Here is an 18953-nt window from a genome sequence, read left to right as displayed (position 1 = left end):
CCACACGGCACGAGATCAGTCGCGCATCTGCCCGGGGGCGATGACTTCGCGCGAGCCGTTGGTGTTCATTGCGGTCACGACGCCAGCGTTTTCCATGGCTTCGATCATGCGGGCGGCGCGGTTGTAGCCGATTTTCAGTTTGCGCTGCACCGCAGAGATCGAGGCACGGCGGCTTTCAAGCACGAACGCCACGGCTTCGTCGTACAGCGCGTCGGTTTCGGCGTCGTCGTCACCACCGCTGCTGCCACCGTCGAAGCCGCTGCCGGCCTCTTCGACACCGGCGAGGATGTCGTCGTTGTATTCCGGCGCGCCGCGCAGTTTCCAGGCTTCCACCACACGGTGTACTTCGTCGTCGGAAACGAACGCGCCGTGAACCCGAATCGGCAGGCTGGTGCCGGGCGGCATGTAGAGCATGTCACCGTGACCCAGCAGTTGCTCGGCGCCGCCCTGGTCGATGATGGTGCGCGAGTCGATCTTGCTGGAAACCTGAAACGCCATGCGCGTCGGGATGTTGGCCTTGATCAGACCCGTGATCACGTCCACCGATGGCCGCTGGGTCGCCAGGATCAAGTGAATACCGGCCGCCCGGGCTTTCTGAGCGATACGTGCGATCAGCTCTTCAACCTTCTTGCCGACGATCATCATCATGTCGGCAAATTCGTCGACCACGACCACGATGGTCGGCAGCTTGGTCAGCAGCGGCGCTTCGTCGTGGATATTTTCGCGCTTGTACAGTGGGTCGGTCAGCGGCGTGCCGGCGTCCTGGGCTTCCTTGACCTTGGCGTTGAAGCCCGACAGGTTTCGTACGCCCATCTTCGCCATCAGTTTGTAGCGGCGCTCCATCTCGGCCACGCTCCAGCGCAAGGCGTTGGCGGCGTCCTTCATATCGGTGACCACCGGGCAGAGCAGGTGCGGAATGCCTTCGTAGATCGACAATTCCAACATCTTCGGGTCGATCATGATCAGCTTGGCGTCATCCGGGCCAGATTTGAACAGGATCGACAGGATCATCGCGTTCACGCCCACCGATTTACCGGAACCGGTGGTACCGGCCACCAGCAGGTGCGGCATTTTCGCCAGGTCGGTGATCACCGGCTTGCCGCCGATGTCATGGCCCAGGGCCAAGGTGACCGGCGATTTGAAGTTGTCGTATTCCGGCGTCGACAGCACTTCGGAGAAGCGCACGATCTGCCGGTCTTCATTGGGAATCTCGATGCCCACGGTGGTCTTGCCGGGGATCACTTCCACCACACGCACGCTGGTCACCGCCAGGGAGCGGGCCAAGTCTTTGGCCAGGTTGGAAATGCGGCTGACCTTGACGCCGGCGGCGGGCTGGATTTCGTAACGGGTAATAACCGGGCCCGGGTGGATCGAGTCGACGGAAACTTCGACGCCGAACTCCTTGAGTTTGATTTCCAGCAGATGGCCGACGGCCGCCAGGGACTCCGGGGAATAATTGAGTTGTTTCTTTTCGGCCGGGTCGAGAATCGAGATCGGCGGCAAGGTGCCTTCCACGGCGCTGTCGATAAACAACGGCGCCTGTTTCTCTTTCTGTACGCGATGGCTCGGCTCGGGAGCCTTGGGCGGCGCTGGGGCGATCACCGGCGGCACCTGCTTCTCGCGGTCCGACATGTGCTTGCTCAGGGCCTGCTCGCGCTCGATCAGGCGCTCCTTGACCTTGGCCTGTTCGCGTCGGTCCGGTGTGCTTGGGGCCACCACTTCGTTGACGCGGGTGTCCACCTCGCGCAGCTGCGCAACCATGCGTTTGCGATCAACGCGCGCCGACCACCAGCGGTTGGCCGCACCCTGGAACAATTCGAGCAGGTCGAGGGTGATCTTGCCGGTGACGTCCATCACCTTGAACCACGACAGGTCGGTGAACACCGTCAGGCCGAACAGGAACAGCGCGATGAACATCAAGGTGCTGCCCTGGATATTCAGGCTCTTGCGCGCCAGGTCGCCAAGGCTCTCGCCCAGCGCACCGCCCGCGCCCGCCGGCAAACCGGTGGGCGCATGAAAGTGGATGTGCGCCAGGGCCGCACCGGACAGCACCAGAAACACCAGGCCGATCAAACGCCAGGAGAACAGCCAGCCGCTCCACTGCCACGGCTCGTGGCGCTGGCGGAAGATCTGCCAGGTCTTGATCGCCAGCAACAACGGGAAGATGTACGCAAAGTAACCCAGCACCATGAACAGAATGTCGGCACTGTAGGAACCGGCAGGTCCACCGAAGTTCTGCACGTCTTCGATCTTGCTGTTGTGGCTCCAGCCTGGATCGTCCTTGCCATAGGTCAGCAAGGCCATCATCAGGAACAGGCACAGGGCGCCGATGGCGATCAGCGCCCCTTCCTTGAGTCGGTAGTGCAGGTGCTGGCGCCAGGCCGGCACGACTGCTGCTTTAGGTGTTGCGGCGGATTTCTTCAAAACGGGTCTTTTCCTGCGCCTTTAGCGCGTCCATCTGTTGAATGACTGCACACTACCGCTCAATCCGAGCGGCTGAAAAATGAACGAACGTCGCTGAATCTACTTTTAACACTGGGTGATGAAAGGGTGAAATGGCGATAACGCCACAATGGCCGCATTGTACGGGTTTGCGCCCGCGATGCCACGCCCTTGCCCATCACTGAGCAGCATAGACAAATGAAGCGTCACAGCATGTTCAATTTGAGCATGCATTGTCTTTGCTGACAAAGGCTTATGAGCTGTTTTTAGCAATCCAGGCAAGCTTGGCAAATGGCCTGCATTGTCTGGACCCGATTACGACCGCGACTCGGGCACAGAGTTGCAGAAACACGCGCTCACGCTAATCCTCGCCGATACCCGATTCGGGCTGGCCCCACAGCGCTGTGTCGACAATAATCACCGTTGCTGCGGCCGGCGACCCGCCTGCCACTCCCCTCCCCTTCCGTAAGCCTGGATGCCATGCTGACCTGGTTACAACGCGACTCCCTGACTTTTCCGCCGCTGGCCAAGGCCATGCGCGAACCCAATGGCCTGCTTGCCGCCGGTGGCGACCTGTCGGCCGAACGCCTGATCCAGGCTTACCGGCATGGCTGCTTTCCATGGTTCTCGCAAGGCCAACCGATTCTTTGGTGGTCACCCGACCCGCGCACCGTGATATTCCCCGACGAACTGCATGTCTCGCGCAGCCTCGGCAAACTGCTGCGTCAACAGCGTTACAGCGTGACGTTCGATCAGGACTTCGCTGCCGTCATCCAGGCGTGCGCCGCACCGCGCAGCTACGCCGATGGCACCTGGATCACCGAGGGCATCCAGAACGCCTACCTGGAGCTGCACCAGCGCGGCTACGCACACTCGGTGGAAGTGTGGGATGGTGGCGAACTGGTTGGCGGTCTGTATGGGCTGGCGATGGGCCAACTGTTCTTTGGCGAATCCATGTTCAGCCGTGCCGACAACGCGTCGAAATTCGGTTTCGCCACCTTGACCCGGCAGCTGCAGGCCTGGGGTTTTGTGCTGATCGACTGCCAGATGCCCAATGACCACTTGCACAGCCTTGGCGCGCGCGCCATACCGCGCAGTGATTTCGCGGCCTTCCTGCGCAACCATTTGGACCAACCCAGCTCTGGACCGTGGGTTTCCTAGGCGACTTCCTCACACGTGGCTTACACTTATTTCAAAGCTTATCCCGAGGGTTGATCATGACCGAGCTGGCGCGCTTGAAGTTTTATGCCACTCAAGCCCACTCTTGCAGCTATCTGCCCGACGAGCAGGCCACCACGCTGTTCCTCGACCCCAGCCAGCCAATGGACGTGCACGTATACGCCGACCTGTCAGAGATGGGTTTTCGGCGCAGCGGCGATCACCTGTACCGCCCCCATTGCCAGAACTGCAATGCTTGCGTACCGGCACGCATCCCGGCTGCGCAGTTTTTGCCGGACCGTAACCAGAAACGCATCCTCAAGCGCAATGCCGACCTGACGGTGACTGCCACCAAGCCTCAGTACAGCGAAGAATATTTCGACCTCTACCAGCGCTACATCGAACAACGCCATGCCGACGGCGACATGTTCCCACCCAGTCGCGATCAGTTTTCGACGTTCCTGGTGCGCGACCTGCCGTTTTCTCGGTTCTATGAGTTTCGCCTGGACGGACGCCTGCTCGCGGTGGCCGTGACCGATCTGCTGCCTAACGGCCTGTCGGCGGTGTATACGTTCTACGAGCCAGGCGAAGAACGTCGCAGCTTGGGACGCTTTGCAATTTTGTGGCAAATCGGCGAAGCCTTGCGTCTGGAACTGGAGGCGGTGTACCTCGGTTACTGGATAAAAAACTGCAAAAAGATGAACTACAAGACCCAATATCGGCCCATTGAGCTACTTATTAATCAAAGATGGGTCACGCTTAACTAGAACCCCTTGGCTTAAACACCCTTTTTCGGGCACAATGCACGCCGCTTTTGCCTGGCGCAGTTGCACCGGGCCATTCACTGGATACCGAGGGCTTTACTGCATGTCGAAAGAAGACAGCTTCGAAATGGAAGGCACTGTCGTCGACACCCTGCCCAACACCATGTTTCGTGTGGAGTTGGAAAATGGGCACGTCGTAACCGCGCATATCTCCGGCAAGATGCGCAAGAACTACATTCGTATTCTTACCGGTGACAAAGTGCGCGTTGAGCTGACGCCCTATGACTTGAGCAAAGGGCGCATCACTTACCGCGCCCGTTAATCAAGTCAATACAAAACGCCCGGTTCTGCCGGGCGTTTTTGTGTGTGCGCTGTCTATCCAGACGCGCGAGATTAATAAGGGAGTTGGCTTACCGCCGATAGCGTAATCACAGTGAGCACGTCGCTGACTGATCTATCTGATCGCAGGCGAGCCAGCCCCCACAATTGATCCTCAGCGTTTGAGACAGACAGCAAAAAGGCGCCCTTGGGCGCCTTTTTGCTTTGTTGCGATCAGCGATATCAGGCCATTTCGGCCGTGGTTTCGAAATCGAAGGTCAGCTCGCCGTCCTTCAGATCGATATGCACCACGCCACCATGGTCGGAAAGCTCGCCGAACAGGATCTCTTCGGCCAGTGGCCGCTTGATCTTGTCCTGGATCAGACGTGCCATTGGGCGAGCGCCCATTGCCGCGTCGTAACCACCCTCCGCCAGCCAATTGCGTGCCGCGTCCGTTACATCCAGCTGCACGCGCTTGTCTTCCAACTGTGCTTGAAGCTCGGTAAGGAACTTGTCCACCACGCTTTTGATGACCTCATGGCTGAGGCGACCAAACTGGATAATGGTGTCCAGGCGGTTGCGGAACTCCGGCGTGAAGCTTTTCTTGATCACTTCCATCGCATCAGAGGAGTGATCCTGATGCGTAAAGCCGATCGAAGCCCGCGCGGCGGTTTCAGCACCGGCGTTGGTGGTCATGATCACGATCACGTTGCGGAAGTCTGCCTTGCGCCCGTTGTTATCAGTCAGGGTCCCGTGATCCATAACCTGCAGCAGCAGGTTGAAGACTTCCGGGTGGGCCTTCTCGATTTCATCGAGCAGCAACACACAATGCGGCTGCTTGGTGATCGCCTCGGTCAACAGACCGCCCTGGTCGAAACCGACGTAGCCCGGAGGCGCACCGATCAAGCGCGACACCGTGTGGCGCTCCATGTATTCGGACATGTCAAAGCGCACCAACTCAATGCCCATGGCCTTGGCCAACTGCCGCGCCGCCTCGGTCTTGCCGACGCCGGTAGGGCCTGCGAACAGGAACGAACCGACCGGCTTGTCCGGCGACTTGAGGCCCGCACGCGACAGCTTGATCGCGGTAGACAGCGAGTCGATGGCCGCGTCCTGGCCGAATACGGTGAGCTTGAGGTCACGTTCCAGGTTACGCAGCAGTTCTTTGTCGGAGCTGGTGACGTGTTTTGGCGGAATCCGCGCGATCTTCGCCACGATGTCCTCAACCTGAGGCACGTCGATGCGCTTCACGCGCTTCTCGACAGGTTGCAGGCGCTGGTAGGCACCCGCTTCGTCGATCACGTCGATGGCTTTATCCGGCATATGCCGGTCATTGATGTAGCGCGACGCCAGTTCAGCCGCTGCGCGCAGCGCCTCATCGGTGTACTCGATGCCATGGTGCGCTTCGAAACGCCCCTTGAGCCCGCGCAGGATGCCGATAGTGTCTTCAACCGAAGGCTCGGACACGTCGACTTTCTGGAAGCGACGCGCCAAGGCACGGTCTTTCTCGAAGATCCCGCGAAATTCCTGGAACGTGGTCGAACCGATGCAACGGATATCACCCGACGACAGCAACGGTTTGAGCAGGTTAGAGGCGTCCATCACTCCACCGGAAGCCGCACCGGCACCAATGATGGTGTGGATCTCATCGATGAACAGGATGGCTTGCGGGCGCTTTTTCAGCTCACCGAGCAGCGCCTTGAAGCGCTTCTCGAAGTCGCCACGGTACTTGGTCCCGGCGAGCAACGCGCCCAGGTCAAGGGAGTAGACGACACTGTTGGCCAGCAGGTCAGGCACCTGGTTATCGACAATTCGCTTGGCCAGGCCTTCAGCAATCGCGGTTTTACCCACGCCCGCCTCGCCCACCAGCAATGGGTTGTTTTTGCGACGACGCGCGAGGATCTGCGCTACGCGCTCAACTTCAAGCTCGCGACCCACCAGCGGGTCGATCCGCCCCTGGCGCGCCAACTCGTTGAGGTTGCTGGCATAGGCATCCAGCGGGTTGCTTGAAGAAGAAGACTCACCGCCCTCGTCGTCCTGCATATCCTGCTCACCCTCGGAATGATCGCCGTGCCCTGGCACTTTGGAGATACCGTGGGCGATGTAGTTGACGACATCAATACGCGCAACGCTCTGCTGCTTGAGCAGAAACACTGCCTGGCTTTCCTGTTCGCTAAAGATAGCCACAAGCACATTGGCGCCCGTGACTTCACGCTTGCCGGAGCTCTGGACGTGGAATACCGCACGCTGCAAGACCCGCTGGAAGCCCAGGGTTGGCTGGGTTTCGCGGTCCTCGTCATGCACGGGGATCAGTGGCGTAGTGGAGTCGATAAACTCCTGCAGGTCATGCTTGAGTTTGTCGAGGTTGGCGCCGCACGCACGTAGAACGGTGGCGGCAGCTTCGTTATCCAAAAGTGCCAGCAGCAGGTGCTCGACGGTCATGAACTCATGACGCTTCGAACGGGCCTCCTTGAAGGCAAGATTGAGGGTGACTTCGAGCTCGCGGTTTAACATAGCTTCACCTCATACCCAAGTGGTCGGCGTTAACCGTCCTTCTCGATTTCACAGAGTAGCGGATGCTGGCTTTCCCTGGCGTACTGGTTGACCTGCATGGCCTTTGTCTCGGCGATGTCGCGGGTAAACACTCCACATACTGCCCGTCCTTCTGTGTGAACGGCCAGCATTACCTTGGTCGCCAACTCGCGGTTCAGGTTAAAAAACACCTCGAGTACTTCGACCACGAAATCCATCGGTGTGTAGTCATCATTGAACAAAACCACCTTGTACATCGGCGGCGCCTGTAAGGCAGGCTTCGCTTCCTGAACAGCAATGCCCGCAGAACCGTCGTCGTCATGTTCCTGATCCGGGCGATCCTGATTGAATGTTAGTCGAATCTGGCTGTTTGCATGCATGGAAAGAAAGGTTCGTCAGTGGTTCAAGTACAGTGATGGGGGCGACCTGTCAGAATTTCAACTCTGACCCAATGGTCGCCTTGACTATCGGCGAATCAGTGTTACAACCAATAGAGCCCACAGTGGGTAAAAAAGGTCCGCGCAGTCAACCTTATTTATTCGGGTTAGGACGGATAAACTGGATGATACTCCAGTGATGGAGTCTGGTGCAGAGGGATATGGTATGTCTGGCGTCAAGATCAATGGCAAGGTCAAATGGTTTAACAATGCCAAAGGCTACGGTTTCATAAATGCAGAAGGAAAACCCGAAGAAGATCTCTTTGCGCATTATTCAGCGATTACCATGGACGGGTACAAGACGCTGAAAGCGGGCCAAGCAGTGACATTTGAAACTATTCAGGGGCCCAAGGGACTGCACGCCGTTGCAATCTCGGCGGCTGAGGCGCAAACAGAGGCGCTGCCACCTGAAGAAATGCACGAAAAGAAGCTCAAGACAGATCAGCCCACTCAATCGAAAAAGAAGCAAACGGCCTGATCAGTTTTTCAGCAAGTGCCTCAAAAAAACCGGCCATTCCGAGACTTCAGAATGGCCGGTTTTTTATGGCGCGTAATTTACATATGCGAAATCAACGCATCACCAAAGCCCGATGACGACACCAGCGTCGCGCCGTCCATCAAGCGCTCGAAGTCATAGGTCACGGTTTTGGCCGAAATCGCACCATTGGTGCCCTTGATGATCAAGTCGGCCGCTTCGGTCCAGCCCATATGGCGCAGCATCATTTCCGCCGACAGAATCAATGAGCCCGGGTTGACCTGATCCTTGCCCGCATACTTGGGCGCCGTGCCGTGGGTGGCCTCGAACATCGCCACGGTATCGGAGAGGTTGGCCCCCGGCGCAATACCAATCCCACCTACTTCCGCCGCCAGGGCATCGGAAAGGTAGTCACCGTTCAGGTTGAGGGTCGCGATCACGTCATATTCGGCCGGACGCAGCAAAATTTGCTGAAGCATCGCATCGGCGATGGCGTCCTTGACCACCACGTTCTTGCCGGTTTTCGGGTTTTTGAACTGCATCCACGGCCCGCCGTCGAGCAACGTCGCACCAAATTCTTCAGCGGCCACTTCGTAGGCCCACTCCTTGAAGGCGCCCTCGGTGAACTTCATGATGTTGCCTTTGTGCACGATGGTCAGCGAATCACGGTCGTTATCCACCACATATTGCAGGGCCTTACGCGCCAGACGTTTGGTGCCCTCTTTGGAGACCGGCTTGACGCCAATCCCGCAGTCCTGATCAAAGCGGATCTTGGTGACGCCCATTTCTTCCTTGAGAAACTTGATCACCTTGATCGCTTCCGGCGAGCCGGCCTTCCACTCGATGCCGGCGTAAATATCTTCGGAGTTCTCACGAAAGATCGTCATATCCACATCGCCAGGCTTCTTGACCGGGCTGGGCACCCCTTCAAACCAGCGCACCGGGCGCAGGCACACATACAGGTCGAGTTGTTGACGCAGGGCCACGTTCAACGAACGAATGCCACCGCCGACCGGCGTGGTCAGAGGCCCTTTGATGGACACCACGTAATCCTTGACCGCATCCAGGGTTTCCTGGGGCAGCCAGGTGTCCTGATCGTAGACTTGAGTGGCTTTCTCGCCGGCGTAAACCTCCATCCAGGAGATTTTGCGCTTGCCGCCGTAAGCCTTTTCAACAGCGGCGTCGACCACCTTGATCATCACTGGGCTGATGTCGACGCCAATACCGTCGCCTTCTATATAAGGGATGATTGGTTGGTCAGGAACATTGAGAGAATGGTCTGCATTGACGGTGATTTTGTCGCCGACTGCCGGAACCTGAATCTTCTTGTATCCCATGCTGAACTCCATCTATGGATTGAACATCTGGCTGCGTTCGAGCCTACTCCAGATATAGGGCGACTGAAACCTCACGCCACGCTCATCTGCATCGAAAACAGCATATTGGGTCGCCTACAAGCCTGAAAGCAATGGCAAAATCGCCAATCTTGAGCACATCGTACGACGTTAGTAGCACCTGACAGCCTGCGACCTTTAGACCAATGGACGACGCACCTTTTGTATGAAGGCTCGGCGTAAGCATAGCGACCTATGTATAATGCCGCCGCTGACCCAAGAGTCACGACAGCTGACCGCTCTAGACAGTAGCCTTCAGCCAGAAAGCAGGACTATTACAATAGTCCACCCGCTTGACGCTCGACTGATGCAACCCAACATCACCGCGAAGAAACCTCGACATTTCGCTCATGGATGACTTTGAACGAACGCGCTCCACCCGGCGCATCTCGAGTTTCTGCGCACGCTTTCAGCAAAGAAGAGAGTTAATCCGAATATGCCCACCCGCTCGAAGATCATCTACACCTTCACCGACGAAGCCCCAGCCCTCGCCACCTATTCATTGCTGCCTATCGTAGAGGCCTTCACCGCTTCCGCTGATATTGCCGTGGAAACCCGCGACATTTCCCTCGCCGCGCGCATCCTCGCAAGCTTCCCCGAGCAACTGGGCACCAAGGCTATCCCGGACCACCTCGCCGAACTGGGCGACCTGGCCGTTACGCCTGAAGCCAACATCATCAAGCTGCCTAACATCAGCGCCTCGACCCCGCAGCTGCAAGCTGCGATCAAGGAGCTGCAGGCCCAGGGCTACGCCCTGCCGGACTACCCGGAAACCGTAACCACCGACGCGGAAAAAGAAACCCGTGCACGTTACGACAAGGTCAAGGGCAGCGCCGTGAACCCGGTACTGCGCGAAGGCAACTCTGACCGCCGCGCGCCGCTGTCGGTCAAGAACTACGCACGCAAGCACCCGCACAAAATGGGCGCCTGGGCTGCAGACTCCAAGTCGCACGTCGCTCACATGAGCAACGGCGACTTCTACGGCAGCGAAAAAGCCGTACAGATCGAAGCCGCTGACGCGGTGAAGATCGAGCTGGTTGCCAAAGACGGCACCGCCACCGTGCTGAAAGAAAAGACTTCGGTACAAGCCGGCGAAATCATTGATACCGCCGTGCTGAGCAAAAAAGCCCTGCGCGCGTTCATCGCCGCCGAAATCGAAGATGCCAAGAAACAAGGCGTGCTGCTGTCGGTTCACCTCAAAGCCACCATGATGAAGGTCTCCGACCCGATCATGTTCGGCCAGATCGTTGCCGAGTTCTACAAAGACGCCCTGACCAAGCACGCTGCCGTGCTGGAACAGATCGGCTTCAACCTGAACAACGGCATCGGCGACCTGTACGCTCGCATCAAGGCCCTGCCTGCCGAGCAACAGGCGCAGATCGAAGCTGACATTCAGGCGGTCTACGCCGCTCGCCCTTCCCTGGCGATGGTCAACTCCGACAAAGGCATCACCAACCTGCACGTGCCGAGCGACGTCATCGTCGACGCCTCGATGCCGGCCATGATCCGTGACTCCGGCAAGATGTGGGGCACCGACGGCCAACTGCACGACACCAAGGCGGTGATCCCGGATCGCTGCTACGCCACCATCTACCAAGCCGTCATCGAAGACTGCAAGGCCAATGGCGCTTTCGACCCAACCACCATGGGCAGCGTGCCAAACGTTGGCCTGATGGCGAAGAAAGCCGAAGAGTACGGCTCCCACGACAAGACTTTCCAGATCAAGGCTGACGGCGTTGTCCGCGTCACCGACAGCAAGGGCAACCTGCTGATGGAACAGGCTGTTGAAGCCGGCGACATCTTCCGCATGTGCCAGACCAAAGACGCGCCGATCCAGGACTGGGTCAAGCTGGCCGTCAACCGTGCCCGCGCCAGCAACACCCCGGCCATTTTCTGGCTGGACCCTAAGCGTGCTCACGACGGCGTGGTGGTCGAGAAAGTTCAGGCTTACCTGAAAGACCACAACACCGAAGGCCTGGACATCCGCATCATGTCGCCTGTCGACGCGATGAAGTTCACCCTGGAGCGCACCCGCAAGGGCCTGGACACCATCTCGGTGACCGGCAACGTGCTGCGCGACTACCTGACCGACCTGTTCCCGATCATGGAACTGGGCACCAGCGCCAAGATGCTGTCGATCGTGCCGCTGATGAACGGCGGCGGCCTGTTCGAAACCGGCGCCGGCGGTTCGGCTCCGAAACACGTGCAGCAGCTGGTCGAAGAGAACTTCCTGCGCTGGGATTCCCTGGGCGAGTTCCTGGCCCTGGCAGCGTCGCTTGAGCATTTGGGTGTCACTTACAACAACCCGAAAGCCCTGGTGCTGTCCAAGACCCTGGACCAGGCCACTGGCCAGTTCCTCGACAACAACAAGTCGCCATCGCGCAAAGTCGGCAACATCGACAACCGCGGCAGCCACTTCTACCTGGCGCTGTACTGGGCTCAAGCCCTGGCCGCCCAGACTGAAGACACTGCACTGCAAGCGCAGTTCGGCGAACTGGCCAAAACCCTGAGCGACAACGAGGCGACTATTGTTGCCGAGCTGAACGCCGTACAGGGCAAGCCAGTGGACATCGGCGGCTACTACGCGCCGAACCCAGAGCTGACCAGCAAAGCCATGCGCCCAAGCAACACCCTCAACGCGGCAATTGCCAAGTTGAAGTAAGGTTGTAAGGATGCAAAGAAGCCCCGGCCCCGTGCCGGGGTTTCTGCTTCTACCGTTCAACGCAAGAAACCGGATCACATGTGGGAGGGGCTTGCCCCCGATAGCGATGGATCAGTCGAGCTATTGGTAACCGACACACCGTCATCGGGGGCAAGCCCCCCCCTACACTGACCGCCATTGTGCCCAAACACCGCGTCATATCTTGAATCGAGGCCTCCCATGACCTGGCAACCCCACATCACCGTCGCCACCCTCGTCGAAGATGACGGCCGCTTCCTGATGGTCGAGGAACTCAAAGGCGGCCGCGCCGTGCTCAACCAGCCCGCCGGCCATCTGGAACCGAACGAAACCCTGACTGAAGCCGCCGTTCGCGAAACCCTCGAAGAAACCGGCTGGGACGTCGAGGCCACCGGCATTGTCGGGATCTACCTGTACACCGCGCCCAGCAATGGCGTGACCTACCAGCGCGTCTGCTTCACCGCCAAGGCGCTGAAACATCACCCGGACTATCAACTGGACGACGGCATCGTCCGCGCCCGCTGGCTGACCCGCGACGAGCTGATGGCCCTGCGCGACGACTGGCGCAGCGAGTTGATCATCCGTTGCATCGATGATTATTTGAGCGGCCAGCGCCACAGTCTGGAACTGATCCGCCCTTCTGTTTAGCCTTGCGGACGCGAGCCTGCTAGAATCGCGTCCTTTTTAAAGACACCCGTTGAAATCCTATGCGTGATCCAGCCCCTTCTGACACACAAAAGAAGCGCGTCATCGTCGGTATGTCCGGCGGCGTGGATTCTTCCGTTTCCGCCGTTCTGCTCATGGAGCAGGGTTATGAGGTGGAAGGCCTGTTCATGAAGAACTGGGAAGAAGACGATGGAACGGAATATTGCACCGCCATGGACGACCTCGCGGACGCCCAGGCCGTGTGCGACAAGATCGGCATCAAGTTGCACACCGCCAATTTCGCCGCCGAGTACTGGGACAACGTGTTCGAGCACTTCCTGGCCGAATACAAGGCCGGCCGCACGCCGAACCCGGACATCCTGTGCAACCGCGAAATCAAGTTCAAGGCGTTCCTCGACTACGCCATGATCCTTGGCGCCGACCTGATCGCTACCGGCCACTACGTGCGCCGTCGCGACGTGGATGACCGCACCGAACTGCTCAAAGGCCTGGACCCGAACAAGGACCAGAGTTACTTCCTGCACGCCGTCGGCGGCGAACAGATCGCCAAGACTCTGTTCCCGGTGGGCGAGCTGGAAAAACCCGAAGTGCGCAAGATCGCCGAGAAGCACGGCCTGGCCACCGCCAAGAAAAAGGACTCCACCGGCATCTGCTTTATCGGCGAGCGCCGCTTCAGCGACTTCCTCAAGCAGTACCTGCCGGCACAACCGGGCGACATCAAAACCACCGAAGGTGATGTCATCGGCCGCCACCACGGCCTGATGTACCACACCATCGGCCAGCGCCAGGGCCTGGGCATCGGCGGCTTGAAAGACGCAGGTGAAGAACCGTGGTACGTGCTGGTCAAGGACCTGGAAAACAATGTGCTGATCGTTGGCCAGGGCAATGAACACCCGCTGCTGTTCTCGGGTGCGCTGCTGGCCTCGGAGATCTATTGGGTCAACCCGATCGACCTGAGCACGCCGCGCCGCCTGACCGCCAAGGTGCGCTATCGCCAGAGCGACCAGCCTTGCACCCTGGAAAAGACTGCCAGTGGCTATCGCGCCACGTTCGATGACCCGCAACGCGCGGTCACGCCTGGCCAGTCCGTGGTGTTTTATGACGGCGAAATTTGCCTGGGGGGCGGTGTGATTGAAGTTGCCGAACCCTGGAGCAACCCGGCATGAGCCCGACCCAGGAGCAATTGACTGCACTCGGCGGGGTTTTCCTCGCTGCGGTACTGGTCGACAAGATCGCCAAGACCGGCCAGGTCACCGAGGCAGGCCTGACCTGCATGCTTGGCAGCCTGCTGATCCGCGACCCCAAGGACACCCTGGAAGTCTATGGTGGCGACGACCTGGCGCTGCGCGAAGGCTATCGCGCGCTGATCGGCGCGCTGGAGCGCGACCCGAGCACCTTGCAACGCGAACCCCTGCGCTACGCCCTGTCGATGCTCGGCCTTGAGCGCCAATTGGCCAAGCGTGACGACATGCTCGAGACCATCGGCAAGCGCCTGCCGCAGATCCAATCCCAGGTCGAGCACTTTGGCCCGGCCCACGAAAACGTGATCGCAGCCTGCGGTGCGCTGTACCAGGACACCTTGAGCACCTTGCGCCAACGCATCCAGGTGCACGGCGACATGCGTAACCTGCAGCAACCGAACAACGCCTCGAAAATCCGCGCCCTGCTCCTGGCCGGTATCCGTTCGGCACGGTTGTGGCGCCAGTTGGGTGGTCATCGCTGGCAGTTGGTGATCAGCCGACGCAAATTGCTCAAAGAGCTTTACCCGTTGATGCGCAACGAATAAGTCGCAGCAACCAGGATTTTTATCGCCTCACGCGTAATACGCCGGTCAGTTGGCAACGGACCGGCGGATTTTTTCATGTATGATACGCGCCCCATTTCGTTGCCCGACTGTCCGAGAACACCCCATGCAGCTTTCTTCGCTCACTGCGGTTTCCCCTGTTGACGGCCGCTACGCCGGCAAAACCCAGGCCCTGCGCCCTATTTTCAGCGAATACGGCTTGATCCGTGCTCGTGTTCTGGTTGAAGTGCGCTGGCTCCAGCGCCTGGCCGCTCACCCTGGCATCAGCGAAGTGCCGGCGTTCTCCGCCGAAGCCAACGCGGTGCTGAACGCTCTGGCGGAAAACTTCGCTCTGGAGCACGCCGAGCGTGTGAAAGAGATCGAGCGCACCACCAACCACGACGTTAAAGCCATCGAATACCTGCTCAAAGAGCAAGCGGCCAAGCTGCCGGAACTGGCCAAGGTCAGCGAGTTCATCCACTTTGCCTGCACCAGCGAGGACATCAACAACCTGTCCCACGCCCTGATGCTGCGCGAAGGCCGTGATGACGTGATGCTGCCGCTGATGCGCCAGACCGCCAACGCCATCCGCGAGCTGGCGATCCGTTTTGCCGACGTGCCGATGCTGTCGCGCACCCACGGTCAGCCGGCTTCGCCGACCACGCTGGGTAAAGAACTGGCCAACGTGGTGTACCGCCTGGAGCGTCAGATCGCTCAAGTCGCCGCCGTACCGCTGCTGGGCAAAATCAACGGCGCCGTGGGCAACTACAACGCCCACCTCTCTGCCTACCCGGAAATCGACTGGGAAGAAAATGCCCGCGCGTTCATCGAAGACGAGCTGGGCCTGGGCTTCAACCCGTACACCACGCAGATCGAACCGCACGACTACATCGCCGAACTGTTCGACGCGATTGCGCGCTTCAACACCATCCTGATCGACTTCGACCGCGATATCTGGGGCTACATCTCCCTGGGCTACTTCAAGCAGCGCACCATTGCCGGTGAAATCGGTTCCTCGACCATGCCGCACAAGGTCAACCCGATCGACTTCGAAAACTCCGAAGGCAACCTCGGCATCGCCAACGCCCTGTTCCAGCACCTGGCCAGCAAGTTGCCGATCTCCCGCTGGCAGCGCGACCTGACCGACTCCACCGTACTGCGCAACCTCGGCGTGGGCTTCGCCCACAGCGTGATCGCGTACGAAGCCAGCCTCAAGGGCATCAGCAAGCTTGAGCTCAACGAGCAGAAAATCGCCGCTGACCTGGACGCGTGCTGGGAAGTGTTGGCCGAGCCGATCCAGACGGTGATGCGTCGCTACAACATCGAAAACCCTTACGAGAAGCTCAAAGAATTGACGCGCGGCAAGGGCATCAGCCCCGAGGCGCTGCAAACTTTCATCGATGGCCTGGATATGCCAGCCGCCGCCAAGGCCGAGCTGAAACTGCTCACCCCGGCCAACTACATCGGCAACGCGGTGGCCCAAGCCAAGCGCATCTGATTCGCGCAAGGTCTCTTGAGACGCCCGGCCGCGCCGGGCGTTTTTATTCCTGTCTTAAAAGTGCTTTTTTTCAATAGGTTACACATGAATCCTGATATTCCTCTTCAACTTCTGGGCGGCATTACGGCACGCGAATTCCTGCGCGACTACTGGCAGAAAAAACCGTTGCTTATCCGTCAGGCCATCCCTGATTTCGAAAGCCCGATCGACGCCGACGAACTGGCCGGCTTAGCCCTGGAAGAAGAAGTTGAATCGCGCCTGGTGATCGAACACGGCGAGCGTCCGTGGGAACTGCGTCGCGGCCCATTCGCCGAAGACGCCTTCAGCACCCTGCCCGAGCGTGAGTGGACCCTGCTGGTGCAGGCCGTCGATCAGTTCGTGCCGGAAGTCGCCGAGCTGTTGGAGCACTTCCGCTTCCTGCCAAGCTGGCGTATCGACGATGTAATGATCAGCTTTGCCGCACCTGGCGGCAGCGTTGGCCCGCACTTCGATAACTACGACGTGTTCCTGCTGCAAGCCCAAGGCAAGCGCAACTGGAAAATCGGCCAGATGTGCAACTCCGAAAGCCCGCTGCTGCAGCATGCCGACCTGCGCATCCTCGCCGAGTTCGAACAAAGCGAAGAATGGGTGCTGGAACCGGGTGACATGCTCTACCTGCCGCCGCGCCTGGCGCACTTCGGTATCGCCGAAGATGACTGCATGACCTATTCGGTTGGCTTTCGCGCGCCAAGTGCCGCTGAAGTGCTGACCCACTTCACCGACTTCCTCAGCCAATACCTGACGGACGAGGAGCGTTATACCGACGCCGACGCTCAGCCGGCAAGCGACCCACACCAGATCCAGGGTGACGCGCTGGACCGCCTGAAGAGCCTGCTGGCCGAGCACATGAGCGACGAACGCATGCTGCTGACCTGGTTTGGCCAATTCATGACCGAGCCGCGCTACCCTGAACTGGTGGCGGGCGAAGAATTGGGCGAAGAGGACTTCGTCAACAGCCTGGAAGGCGGCGCGATCCTGGTGCGCAACCCCAGCGCGCGCATGGCGTGGTCGGAAGTCGATGACGATGTACTGCTGTTCGCCAGCGGCCAGAGCCGTTACCTGCCCGGCAAACTGCGCGAGCTGTTGAAGCTGGTGTGCTCGGCCGACGCCCTGCACAGCGAAAACCTCGGCGAGTGGCTCGCGGACGAAGACGGTCGCGACCTGCTGTGCGAATTGGTCAAGCAAGGAAGCCTGGGATTTGCCGATGAATAAGATTCACGTAAGTGTCGCGGACTGGCAAAAGGATATCGCTGAGATACGGCGCATTCGTGAAGCGGTGTTTATCGCTGAACAATCGGTTCCACCGGAACTTGAGTGGGACGCGGACGACGCCGACGCCGTGCATTTTCTGGCGTTCGAAGGCGATTTTCCGATTGGCACTGCGCGCCTGCTGCCCAGCGGCGAGATCGGGCGCGTATCGGTGCTCAAGGACTGGCGCGGCCTGAAGGTTGGCGACAAGCTGATGGAAGCCGTCATTGGCATGGCCGAGAAGCGTGGCCAGACCAAACAGTTCCTCAGCGCGCAGGTGTATGCGGCGCCGTTTTATGAGCGGCTGGGTTTCAAGATTGTCAGCGGTGAGTTTCTTGAAGTCGGGATTCCCCACGTGGACATGGTGCGCGAGGGCTGATCCAAAACCCAGTCGCTCCCTTCGCGAGCAAGCCCGCTCCCACACTTGACCAAGTAGATCCTTTGGAATGCGGCCGAATGTGGGAGCGGGCTTGCTCGCGAAGACAATTTCAGCAACACCCAAAAATGCCCTGCCATGCCAGGGCATTTTGCCGTCTACGATTCAACTTGCGACCCGCCAGGCCGACAAACTGGCACTATCACGCTAAATGACTCGCAGAGATAACGGACATGTCCCTACGCACCCTGCTCACCGCCCTCCTCCTGACCGCCAGCGTCTCAGCCGTGGCCGACACCGCAGTCGTCAACCTGAACAATCGCACCAGCGCCGACCTGCTACCGGTGGCGCAGAACTTCATCGGCAAGGACGGCAGCGTCAGCGCCTATGGCAACCAGCTCATCGTTAAAGCCGACCCGGGCAAGATCGAAGACCTGCGCGCGCTGCTCGCGCAGCTGGACACACCCGCCAAACGCCTGCTGATTACCGTCGACACCAATGAAAACAACCAGCAAAACACCGGTGACAGCCAAACGCGCATCATCAGCTACGGCACCGCCAGCCGCGACGGCGGCATCCAGCAGATTCAGGCCAGTGAGGGCGTGCCCGCTTTGATCCAGATTGGCCAGAGCGTACCGCTGACCACTACTCAGCCCGACGCCTACGGCCGCCCGCAAAACCAGACCCAGTATCGCAACGTCACCCAAGGCTTTTACGTCACCGCCAGCGTCACCGGCGAGACCGTGCACCTGGCCATCAGTACCAACCGTGACCGCATGAGCCAGGAACGTCCCGATGTAGTGAACGTTCAAAGTACCGACACAACTGTCAGCGGCAGGTTGGGCGAGTGGATCCCCCTGGCCGGCATCAACCGAGAGACCCAGGCCGACAAATCCTCTATAACCCGCAATTACTCTACTCAAGGCCGTGATGACCTGACTTTACGGGTCAAGGTCGACACCTTGAACTAAAGCACCAAAAACTGACTGATGAGTCGCCTTAGACTAAAGATGTAGTGCTTTAAAAAAAGCACTACAAAACATTTGACGATCCAAAAAAGCCTGTGCATGATGGCCTCGCTCCCGCTAATCAGGGGCCCTGGCAAGGGCCTTCGGATCGCCGCTCTAAGCTACCCACCTGAGC

At 59.2% G+C, this 18953-nt stretch carries 16 protein-coding genes; 12 read left to right on the top strand and 4 right to left on the bottom strand.

Going from position 1 to position 18953, the window contains the following annotated elements:
• Positions 1–15: 15 nt before the first annotated feature.
• Positions 16–2424 (bottom strand): DNA translocase FtsK, encoded by a 2409-nt coding sequence (locus AC19YS_RS27585; RefSeq protein ID WP_106579858.1) that lies wholly within the window; start codon positions 2422–2424, stop codon positions 16–18.
• 498 nt (positions 2425–2922) lie between these two features.
• Between AC19YS_RS27585 and aat the strand changes: the two genes are divergently transcribed.
• The 3 genes from aat to infA all read left to right on the top strand — a co-directional run bounded on the left by aat (position 2923) and on the right by infA (position 4686).
• Complete coding sequence (gene aat / locus AC19YS_RS27580) at positions 2923–3603, top strand: leucyl/phenylalanyl-tRNA--protein transferase (protein WP_119736259.1); 681 nt, start codon at positions 2923–2925, stop codon at positions 3601–3603.
• A 56-nt stretch (positions 3604–3659) separates the two neighbouring features.
• Positions 3660–4367, top strand: coding sequence for an arginyltransferase (locus tag AC19YS_RS27575; protein ID WP_106579860.1), 708 nt, complete (start codon positions 3660–3662; stop codon positions 4365–4367).
• A gap of 100 nt (positions 4368–4467) precedes the next feature.
• Positions 4468–4686, top strand: a complete 219-nt coding sequence (gene infA / locus AC19YS_RS27570; protein WP_002553999.1) for a translation initiation factor IF-1 — start codon at positions 4468–4470, stop codon at positions 4684–4686.
• A 239-nt stretch (positions 4687–4925) separates the two neighbouring features.
• On the opposite strand, the gene clpA is transcribed toward infA, so the two are convergent.
• Together clpA and clpS are read right to left on the bottom strand one after the other, a co-directional pair.
• The gene (gene clpA, locus AC19YS_RS27565) at positions 4926–7196 is read right to left on the bottom strand and encodes an ATP-dependent Clp protease ATP-binding subunit ClpA (RefSeq protein WP_106579861.1); all 2271 of its coding nucleotides are present in this window, start codon (positions 7194–7196) and stop codon (positions 4926–4928) included.
• A gap of 29 nt (positions 7197–7225) precedes the next feature.
• Positions 7226–7594: an ATP-dependent Clp protease adapter ClpS gene (gene clpS, locus AC19YS_RS27560; protein ID WP_005789091.1), complete on the bottom strand. Its 369-nt coding sequence runs from the start codon at positions 7592–7594 to the stop codon at positions 7226–7228.
• Positions 7595–7817: 223 nt separating this feature from the next.
• Between clpS and cspD the strand changes: the two genes are divergently transcribed.
• Positions 7818–8129: a cold shock domain-containing protein CspD gene (cspD, locus tag AC19YS_RS27555; RefSeq protein ID WP_119736261.1), complete on the top strand. Its 312-nt coding sequence runs from the start codon at positions 7818–7820 to the stop codon at positions 8127–8129.
• Between the two features lie 77 nt (positions 8130–8206).
• On the opposite strand, the gene icd is transcribed toward cspD, so the two are convergent.
• A complete protein-coding gene (gene icd, locus AC19YS_RS27550) occupies positions 8207–9463 on the bottom strand; it encodes an NADP-dependent isocitrate dehydrogenase (RefSeq protein WP_028616796.1) in 1257 nt (418 codons plus the stop codon).
• Between the two features lie 493 nt (positions 9464–9956).
• Here icd and AC19YS_RS27545 point away from each other — a divergent pair, with 493 nt between their 5' ends.
• From AC19YS_RS27545 to AC19YS_RS27510, 8 genes are all read left to right on the top strand, one after another.
• A complete protein-coding gene (locus AC19YS_RS27545) occupies positions 9957–12182 on the top strand; it encodes an NADP-dependent isocitrate dehydrogenase (RefSeq protein WP_200623634.1) in 2226 nt (741 codons plus the stop codon).
• Positions 12183–12401: 219 nt separating this feature from the next.
• Positions 12402–12848: an NUDIX hydrolase gene (locus AC19YS_RS27540; protein WP_500603095.1), complete on the top strand. Its 447-nt coding sequence runs from the start codon at positions 12402–12404 to the stop codon at positions 12846–12848.
• 59 nt (positions 12849–12907) lie between these two features.
• Positions 12908–14032 carry a tRNA 2-thiouridine(34) synthase MnmA gene (gene mnmA, locus AC19YS_RS27535; protein ID WP_106579866.1) on the top strand — a complete coding sequence of 375 codons (1125 nt, stop codon included), beginning with the start codon at positions 12908–12910 and terminating at the stop codon, positions 14030–14032.
• A complete protein-coding gene (hflD, locus tag AC19YS_RS27530) occupies positions 14029–14652 on the top strand; it encodes a high frequency lysogenization protein HflD (RefSeq protein WP_046068637.1) in 624 nt (207 codons plus the stop codon). The genes mnmA and hflD overlap by 4 nt, the downstream gene beginning before the upstream one ends.
• 124 nt (positions 14653–14776) lie before the next feature.
• A complete protein-coding gene (gene purB, locus AC19YS_RS27525) occupies positions 14777–16147 on the top strand; it encodes an adenylosuccinate lyase (protein WP_119736269.1) in 1371 nt (456 codons plus the stop codon).
• An 84-nt stretch (positions 16148–16231) separates the two neighbouring features.
• The gene (locus AC19YS_RS27520) at positions 16232–17398 is read left to right on the top strand and encodes a ribosomal protein uL16 3-hydroxylase (protein ID WP_124417851.1); all 1167 of its coding nucleotides are present in this window, start codon (positions 16232–16234) and stop codon (positions 17396–17398) included.
• A complete protein-coding gene (locus AC19YS_RS27515; RefSeq protein ID WP_500603094.1) occupies positions 17391–17813 on the top strand; it encodes a GNAT family N-acetyltransferase in 423 nt (140 codons plus the stop codon). Before AC19YS_RS27520 ends, AC19YS_RS27515 begins: the two co-directional genes overlap by 8 nt.
• Positions 17814–18043: 230 nt before the next feature.
• On the top strand, positions 18044–18781 hold the full coding sequence (locus AC19YS_RS27510; RefSeq protein WP_500603093.1) for a secretin N-terminal domain-containing protein: 738 nt from the start codon (positions 18044–18046) through the stop codon (positions 18779–18781).
• The last annotated feature ends 172 nt before the right edge of the window (positions 18782–18953 follow it).

This window comes from Pseudomonas sp. MF08831, from assembly GCF_059862645.1.
Note: the sequence above shows the minus strand (reverse complement) of the source record. Positions and strands in the feature narration are given on the sequence as shown.

Bases quoted from the DNA above. Each gene is read 5' to 3' on its own strand.
- aat (WP_119736259.1), top strand. From the start codon at position 2,923: ATGCTGACCTGGTTACAACGCGACTCCCTGACTTTTCCGCCGCTGGCC.
- AC19YS_RS27575 (WP_106579860.1), top strand. From the start codon at position 3,660: ATGACCGAGCTGGCGCGCTTGAAGTTTTATGCCACTCAAGCCCACTCT.
- infA (WP_002553999.1), top strand. From the start codon at position 4,468: ATGTCGAAAGAAGACAGCTTCGAAATGGAAGGCACTGTCGTCGACACC.
- clpA (WP_106579861.1), bottom strand. From the start codon at position 7,196: ATGTTAAACCGCGAGCTCGAAGTCACCCTCAATCTTGCCTTCAAGGAG.
- clpS (WP_005789091.1), bottom strand. From the start codon at position 7,594: ATGCATGCAAACAGCCAGATTCGACTAACATTCAATCAGGATCGCCCG.
- cspD (WP_119736261.1), top strand. From the start codon at position 7,818: ATGTCTGGCGTCAAGATCAATGGCAAGGTCAAATGGTTTAACAATGCC.
- icd (WP_028616796.1), bottom strand. From the start codon at position 9,463: ATGGGATACAAGAAGATTCAGGTTCCGGCAGTCGGCGACAAAATCACC.
- AC19YS_RS27545 (WP_200623634.1), top strand. From the start codon at position 9,957: ATGCCCACCCGCTCGAAGATCATCTACACCTTCACCGACGAAGCCCCA.
- AC19YS_RS27540 (WP_500603095.1), top strand. From the start codon at position 12,402: ATGACCTGGCAACCCCACATCACCGTCGCCACCCTCGTCGAAGATGAC.
- mnmA (WP_106579866.1), top strand. From the start codon at position 12,908: ATGCGTGATCCAGCCCCTTCTGACACACAAAAGAAGCGCGTCATCGTC.
- hflD (WP_046068637.1), top strand. From the start codon at position 14,029: ATGAGCCCGACCCAGGAGCAATTGACTGCACTCGGCGGGGTTTTCCTC.
- purB (WP_119736269.1), top strand. From the start codon at position 14,777: ATGCAGCTTTCTTCGCTCACTGCGGTTTCCCCTGTTGACGGCCGCTAC.
- AC19YS_RS27520 (WP_124417851.1), top strand. From the start codon at position 16,232: ATGAATCCTGATATTCCTCTTCAACTTCTGGGCGGCATTACGGCACGC.
- AC19YS_RS27515 (WP_500603094.1), top strand. From the start codon at position 17,391: ATGAATAAGATTCACGTAAGTGTCGCGGACTGGCAAAAGGATATCGCT.
- AC19YS_RS27510 (WP_500603093.1), top strand. From the start codon at position 18,044: ATGTCCCTACGCACCCTGCTCACCGCCCTCCTCCTGACCGCCAGCGTC.